The sequence below is a fragment of the Melaminivora alkalimesophila genome, from assembly GCF_000282995.1.
Lineage (GTDB): Bacteria > Pseudomonadota > Gammaproteobacteria > Burkholderiales > Burkholderiaceae_C > Melaminivora > Melaminivora alkalimesophila.
Genome location: NZ_ALEE01000462.1, coordinates 1 through 5760, shown reverse-complemented (window position 1 = coordinate 5760; position 5760 = coordinate 1). Strand labels below are relative to the sequence as shown.

The 5760-nt window shown below is 70.4% G+C and carries 6 protein-coding genes and 1 pseudogene; 5 read left to right on the top strand and 2 right to left on the bottom strand.

What is annotated here, in order from left to right; translation table 11 throughout:
* Window positions 1-961: Bug family tripartite tricarboxylate transporter substrate binding protein (locus A612_RS09020; RefSeq protein ID WP_019374171.1), on the top strand; the 961-nt coding region annotated here is incomplete at its 5' end.
* Window positions 962-1006: 45 nt separating this feature from the next.
* Here A612_RS09020 and aptA read toward each other — a convergent pair.
* Window positions 1007-2374: an omega-aminotransferase AptA gene (gene aptA, locus A612_RS09015; protein WP_019374170.1), complete on the bottom strand. Its 1368-nt coding sequence runs from the start codon at window positions 2372-2374 to the stop codon at window positions 1007-1009.
* 102 nt (window positions 2375-2476) lie between these two features.
* On the opposite strand from aptA, the gene A612_RS09010 reads away from it, so the two are divergent.
* Window positions 2477-3418, top strand: coding sequence for a LysR family transcriptional regulator (locus A612_RS09010; protein WP_019374169.1), 942 nt, complete (start codon window positions 2477-2479; stop codon window positions 3416-3418).
* A gap of 48 nt (window positions 3419-3466) precedes the next feature.
* Window positions 3467-3769: a flagellar basal body protein gene (locus A612_RS09005; protein ID WP_019374168.1), complete on the top strand. Its 303-nt coding sequence runs from the start codon at window positions 3467-3469 to the stop codon at window positions 3767-3769.
* Here A612_RS09005 and A612_RS09000 read toward each other — a convergent pair.
* A complete protein-coding gene (locus A612_RS09000) occupies window positions 3730-4011 on the bottom strand; it encodes a DUF2061 domain-containing protein (RefSeq protein WP_040436462.1) in 282 nt (93 codons plus the stop codon). The genes A612_RS09005 and A612_RS09000 overlap by 40 nt on opposite strands.
* 178 nt (window positions 4012-4189) lie before the next feature.
* On the opposite strand from A612_RS09000, the gene A612_RS08995 reads away from it, so the two are divergent.
* Both A612_RS08995 and A612_RS08990 read left to right on the top strand, forming a co-directional pair.
* Window positions 4190-5236 (top strand): SPFH domain-containing protein, encoded by a 1047-nt coding sequence (locus tag A612_RS08995; protein WP_019374166.1) that lies wholly within the window; start codon window positions 4190-4192, stop codon window positions 5234-5236.
* A gap of 51 nt (window positions 5237-5287) precedes the next feature.
* A pseudogene (locus tag A612_RS08990) lies at window positions 5288-5760 on the top strand (DUF4178 domain-containing protein); the annotation flags it as partial.

The following is a 5760-nucleotide window of genomic DNA, read 5'->3' as shown; positions in this document are numbered from 1 at the left end:
GGCGGGCGTCCTGCTGGCCAGCGCGCTGGCCGCCCCCCTGGCCCAGGCCCAGAACGGTGCTTCCTACCCCTCGCGCACCATCCGCCTGGTGGTGCCCTTCGCGCCGGGCGGCTCGACCGACATCCTGGGCCGGCTGCTGGCCCAAAAGATGGGCGAGAACATGCAGGCCACCGTGGTGGTGGAGAACAAGCCGGGCGCCAACGGCACCATCGGCTGCGACCAGGTCGCCAAGGCGGCGCCGGACGGCTACACGGTGGTGCTGGGCGACGTCGGCTGCATGGCCATGGCGCCCGGCCTGTATCCCCGCCTGCCCTACGATCCGCCGCGCGACTTCGCTCCCGTGAGCCTGGTGGGCCGCAGCCCGCTGGTGTTGACCGTGGGCGCACAGAGCCCGCTCCGGTCACTCGCCGACCTGACGGCCACGGCGAAGGCGCAGCCCGGCCGGCTGAACTACCCCTCCTCGGGCACGGGCGGCCCGAACCACCTCGGCGCCGAGCTCTACGCCATGCAGGCCAAGGTGAAGATCAACCACATCCCCTACAAGGGCAGCGCACCCTCGGTGGTCTCGCTCGCCTCGGGCGAGACGGACTTCGGCTTCCTCACGGCGGTCACCATCGCCTCGCAGCTCAAGGCCGGCAAGGTGCGCGCCCTGGCGGTGGCGCACAACGAGCGCCTGCCGTCCATGCCGCAGGTGCCGACCATGGACGAGGAAGGGCTCAAGGGCTTCACGGCCGACGCCTGGTTCCTGGCGGCCGTGCCCGCCGGCACGCCGGCGCCCATCGTGCAGCGCCTGCAGGCGGAGATTGCCCGCGCGCTGCCCGATCCGGCGGTCAAGGAAAAGCTCGACGCCATGGGGGTGCTGCCCTCGGGGCTGACGCCCCAGGCCTCGGCCGAGTTCCTGCGCGCCGAAGTGGACAAGTGGCGCGGCGTGATCCAGAGCGCCGGCATCACCCTGGACTGACCGCGCCGCCGCGGGCCCGGCCGGGGCCGGGTCCGGCGCTCGCCCTCAGGCGACTTCGTGCAGTGCGTCGCCCAGGGCGGCGACCAGGCGGTCGAGCTCGGCCTCGGTGCTGATGAAGGGCGGCGCGAGCTGGATGGTGTCGCCGCCATAGCGCACGTAGAAGCCCTTGTCCCAGCACTTCATGGCGATCTCGTAGGGCCGGCGCGCCGGCTCGCCCGGCAGGGCCTCGATGGTGAAGCCGGCGGCCAGCCCGAAGTTGCGGATGTCCAGCACGTGCTTGGCGCCCTTCAGGCCATGCACGGCGCGCTCGAAGAAGGGCGCCAGCGCCTTCACGCGCGCCGGCATGTCCTCCTGCTGCAGGGCCTCCAGCACCGCGTTGCCGGCCGCGCAGGCCACCGGGTGCGCCGAGTAGGTGTAGCCGTGCGGGAACTCCAGCAGGTACTCGGGCCCGCCCGCGGCCATGAAGGTGTCGTGGATCTCGCGCGTGACCACGCAGCCGCCCAGCGGCTGGGCGCCGTTGGTGACCTGCTTGGCGAAGTTCAGGATGTCGGGCGTGACGCCGAAGACTTCCGAGCCCGTCCAGCCGCCGGCCCGCCCGAAGCCGGTGATGACCTCGTCGAAGATCAGCAGGATGCCGTGCTCGGTGCAGATCTCGCGCAGGCGCTGCAGGTAGCCCGCCGGCGGGATCACCACGCCGGCCGAGCCGGAGAAGGGCTCGACGATGACGGCGGCGATGTTCGAGGCGTCGTGCAGCGCGATCAGGTCCAGCAACCGGTCGGCGAGCGCGCGGCCGCCTTCCGCAGGCATGCCGCGGTGGAACGACCCGGCGGGCGGCTGCGTATGGGGCAGGTGGTCGGCTTCCACGCCCTGGCCGAAGGTCTTGCGGTTGCCGACCATGCCGCCGACCGAGACGCCGCCGAAGTTCACGCCGTGGTAGCCCTTCTCGCGCCCGATCAGCCGGGTCTTGCCGGCCTGGCCCTTGGCGCGCCAGTAGGCACGCGCCATCTTCAGCGCCGTGTCCGTCGCCTCGGAGCCGGAGCTGGTGAAGAACACGTGCTCCAGCCCGTCGGGCACGAGCGCCTTGATGCGGTTGGCCAGCTCGAACGAGGCCGGGTGGCCGAACTGGAAGGCGGGCGCGTAGTCGAGCTGCAGCGCGGCGCGCCCGATGGCCTCGGCGATGTCGCGCCGCCCGTGCCCCAGGCCCGAGCACCACAGGCCCGACAGGCCGTCGAAGATCTTGCGGCCCTGGGCGTCGGTGTAGTAGGCGCCCTCGCCCGAGACGATCATGCGCGGGCGCGCCTTGAAGTCGCGGTTGCCGGTGAAGGGCATCCAGTGGGCGTCCAGCCAGGCGGCGTCCATGCGCGGGGCGGGACGGGCGGCGGCGGGCGTGTCGTCGATCACGGCGAAGGACATGGCAGGCTCCTTGGAACGGGAAAGAAAGGAAGGGACGGAGCCATTGTGGACGCGGGTGTTAGATTCATGAAGCCACAAATATCCACGTTCACTTGAGGATCCATGCAAGTAACCAAGGGGCATCGCCCGCGCGCCGCGCTCGGGCAGCTGTCGGACATGGACCTGCGCCTGCTGCAGGTCTTCAAGGCGGTGGTCGAGTGCGGCGGCATGGCGGCGGCGGAGCTGGAGCTGAACATCGGCGTGAGCACCATCAGCCGCCACGTGAAGGACCTGGATACGCGCCTGGGGCTGAGCCTGTGCCGGCGCGGGCGCGCCGGCTTTGCGCTCACGCCCGAGGGCCAGCGGGTCTATGAGGAAACGCTGCAGCTGCTGGCCTCGGTGCGCGGTTTTCTCGCCAGCGTGGACGACCTGCACGCGCGCATGGGCGGCCAGCTGGCGGTGGCGGTGTTCGACAAGACCGCCAGCAACCCGGCGGCGCGCATCGACGCGGCGATCGCTGCCTTCGCCGACGCCGCGCCGCACGTGCAGCTGCAGATGCACGTGGGCAGCATCAACGCCATCGAGCGCGGCGTGATGGACGGGAGCTTCCACATCGGCATCATCCCGGCGCACCGCAGCTCGCGCAGCCTGGTGTATGACGAGCTGTTCGCCGAGACCATGCTGCTGTATTGCGGCGCCGGGCATCCGCTGTTCGGCGCGCCGCACGGGGCGCTCGACTGGGACGCGCTGCGCCGTCACCCTTTCGCCGGCCTGGGCTACCACTCGCCCAACATGGAGTTGAGCCACCGGATGCAGCTCGCGCGCAGCGCCACCGGCTTCGACCAGGAGTCGATCGCGACGCTGGTGCTGTCCGGGCGCTTCCTGGGCTTCCTGCCCGACCACTATGCCGCCGCCTTCGAGCAGGCGGGCCGGCTGCAGGCCGTGCTGCCCGGGCGCTTCCGCTACCAGTGCCGCTTCGTCGCCATCATGCGCCGCTCGCCCCAGGCGCCGCGCGCGGCGCAGCGGTTTCGGGAATGCCTGCTGCGGGCGCATGGCGCCCACTGAAACCACTGCACTTCAGTCCGGCCGGTCGCTGCCGATAACGAGGGCAGCATGTCTTCCCTCGGACCCATCGCCTCCTCCGGCCTGCAGGCCGCGCAACTGCGCCTGGCGGCCAGCGCGCACAACATCGCCAACGCGGACACGCCCGGCTTCCGCCGCCATGCGGTCGCGCAGCAGGCGCTGCCCGAGCGCGGCGGGGTGCAGGCCCGGGTGGGCGAGGCGGCCGCCCCGGGCGTCGCCCTGGAGGCCGAGGCGGTGGAGCAGATCGCCGCAGCCTATGCCTTCAAGGCCAATGTACTGGTGCTGCGCACGGCTCAGGACATGGCGGGAACGCTGCTGGACGTGCGCGCCTGAAGCACCACCGGGGCAGCGGCGGCCGCGCGCCGGCGCAGGGCGCGCTCCCAGCCCTTCTCGTGGAAGAAGAAAGCCACGGCCTGCACCGTGGGCTCCAGCAGGCTCAAGGTCAGCGAGGCCCACAGGTTGCCCGTGACCAGGTAGGCCACGGTCGCCGCCACGCAGATGTGGATGACGTAGTAGCTGGCGGTCTTCATGAGGGTGAGGCGGTGCCTGTGCAGGGCATGGTGGAGATGAGACATGGCAGGATTCCTTGAAATATTGACTTAATGATAATCATTCGCAATGAATTGCGCCAATCGTTTTTTCCTACCTCGGGCATAGCCTCTGTCGGCCGCACGGGCCCGTGGCTATGATGGCCGCGCTTTTCCGAGGGTCTTGACCCTCGTCCGTCCTTCGTTTTCCCACCTGGAGCGCGCCATGGCCCTCATGGACTTCATCAAGAAACAGTTCATCGACATCCTGCAGTGGACCGAGGAGGGCGACGGCACGCTCTCCTGGCGCTTCCCCATGGAGGGCATGGAGATCCAGAACGGCGGCACGCTGGTGGTGCGCGAGTCGCAAATGGCGGTGTTCGTCAACGAAGGCCAGGTAGCCGACGTCTTCGGCCCCGGCACCTACAAGCTGACCACGCAGACGCTGCCGGTGCTGACCTACCTGAAGAACTGGGACAAGCTGTTCCAGTCGCCCTTCAAGAGCGATGTGTATTTCTTCAGCACGCGCCAGCAGGTGGACCAGAAGTGGGGCACGCCCCAGCCGATCACCATCCGTGACCAGGACTTCGGCGCCGTGCGCCTGCGGGCCTTCGGCAACTACGCCTACCGCGTCGCCGACCCGAAGCTGTTCCACACGGAGATCTCCGGCACACGCGGCGAGTACCGCGTCGAGGACCTGGACGGCCAGCTGCGCGGCCTGGTGCTGCAGAACATCAGCAACGCCATCGCCGCCAGCGGCGTGCCGTTCCTCGACCTGGCGGCCAACCAGGGCATGTTCGCCGAGGCGATGGCCAGCGCGCTGCAGCCGGCCTTTGCGCGCATCGGCCTGAAGCTGGAGGGCTTCACGGTGCAGAACCTGTCGCTGCCCGAGGAGCTGCAGAAGGTGCTGGACCAGAGAATCGGCATGGGCATGGTCGGCGGCGACATGGGCAAGTTCATGCAGTACCAGACGGCGCAGGCCATCCCGAAGTTCGCCGAAGGGGGCGGCCAGGGCGGCGGCGTGGCGGGCGATGCCATGGGCCTGGGCGCGGGCGTGGCGCTCGGCCAGGTGCTGGCGCAGAACCTGCAGTCCGGCCTGCAGCAGGGGCAGGGCGGCGGCGCGGCAGCGGCACAGGCCCCGGCAGCCGCCGGCGTGCGCCCCGAGGACGTCATGGCCACGCTGGAAAAGCTCGGCGAGCTCAAGTCCAAGGGCATCCTGACGCAGGAAGAATTCGACGCGAAGAAGGCCGAGTTGCTCAGGAAGCTGGTCTGAACGCGCCTGCCAGCAGCGCGCAGCCTGCGCGCAGGCCCCCGAACCCGATCCATGGCGACCCGTTCCCCACAGCGCGCGTACCGCGCCCCCTGCCCCGGCTGCGGGGCGGAGGTGGAGTTCCGTAGCGCGCAATCGGCCTATGCCGTCTGCCCCTACTGCCAGAGCACGGTGGTGCGCAGCGGCGAGGTGCTGCAACGCGTGGGCCGCATGGCCGAGCTGTTCGACGACCACAGTCCGCTGCAGCTGCATGCCACCGGCCGGCTGCCGGGCAGTGGCGAGGCCTTCACGCTCATCGGCCGGATGCAGCTGCAGGGCGAGCAGGGCCGCTGGACGCAGTGGCTGGCGCTGCTGGACGATGGCCGCAGCGCCACCCTGAGCGAGGACAACGGCGCCTATGTGCTGATGCACCCGGCGCACTGGCAGGGCGCGCCGCCGCCGCCCGACCGGATGCCGCTGGGCTCGACCTGGAAGATCGGCGGCGGCACCTTCAGCGTGGCGGCCAATCTGCAGGCGCAGCTGCTGGC

What these genes read in the sequence shown, in the direction of transcription:
- A612_RS09005 (WP_019374168.1), top strand. Translation starts at nt 3,467, where the DNA reads ATGTCTTCCCTCGGACCCATCGCCTCCTCCGGCCTGCAGGCCGCGCAA.
- aptA (WP_019374170.1), bottom strand. Translation starts at nt 2,374, where the DNA reads ATGTCCTTCGCCGTGATCGACGACACGCCCGCCGCCGCCCGTCCCGCC.
- A612_RS08995 (WP_019374166.1), top strand. Translation starts at nt 4,190, where the DNA reads ATGGCCCTCATGGACTTCATCAAGAAACAGTTCATCGACATCCTGCAG.
- A612_RS09010 (WP_019374169.1), top strand. Translation starts at nt 2,477, where the DNA reads ATGCAAGTAACCAAGGGGCATCGCCCGCGCGCCGCGCTCGGGCAGCTG.
- A612_RS09000 (WP_040436462.1), bottom strand. Translation starts at nt 4,011, where the DNA reads ATGTCTCATCTCCACCATGCCCTGCACAGGCACCGCCTCACCCTCATG.